Source organism: Schauerella aestuarii, from assembly GCF_009866805.1.
Lineage (GTDB): Bacteria > Pseudomonadota > Gammaproteobacteria > Burkholderiales > Burkholderiaceae_B > Schauerella > Schauerella aestuarii.
This window is the reverse complement of record NZ_SIZW01000008.1, coordinates 1-223: the sequence shown is the minus strand read 5'-3', so window position 1 is coordinate 223 and position 223 is coordinate 1. Positions and strand designations below refer to the sequence as shown.

Annotated in this window: 1 rRNA gene; it reads left to right on the top strand. The window is 57.0% G+C overall.

The features are described 5' to 3' along the window. A 16S ribosomal RNA gene (locus EYW45_RS25070) occupies positions 1 to 223 on the top strand; the annotation flags it as partial.

Below are 223 nucleotides of genomic sequence, written 5' to 3'. Positions count from 1 at the left end.
GCGAGTGGCGAACGGGTGAGTAATGTATCGGAACGTGCCCAGTAGCGGGGGATAACTACGCGAAAGCGTAGCTAATACCGCATACGCCCTTCGGGGGAAAGCAGGGGATCGTAAGACCTTGCACTATTGGAGCGGCCGATATCGGATTAGCTAGTTGGTGAGGTAATGGCTCACCAAGGCCGCGATCCGTAGCTGGTTTGAGAGGACGACCAGCCACACTGGG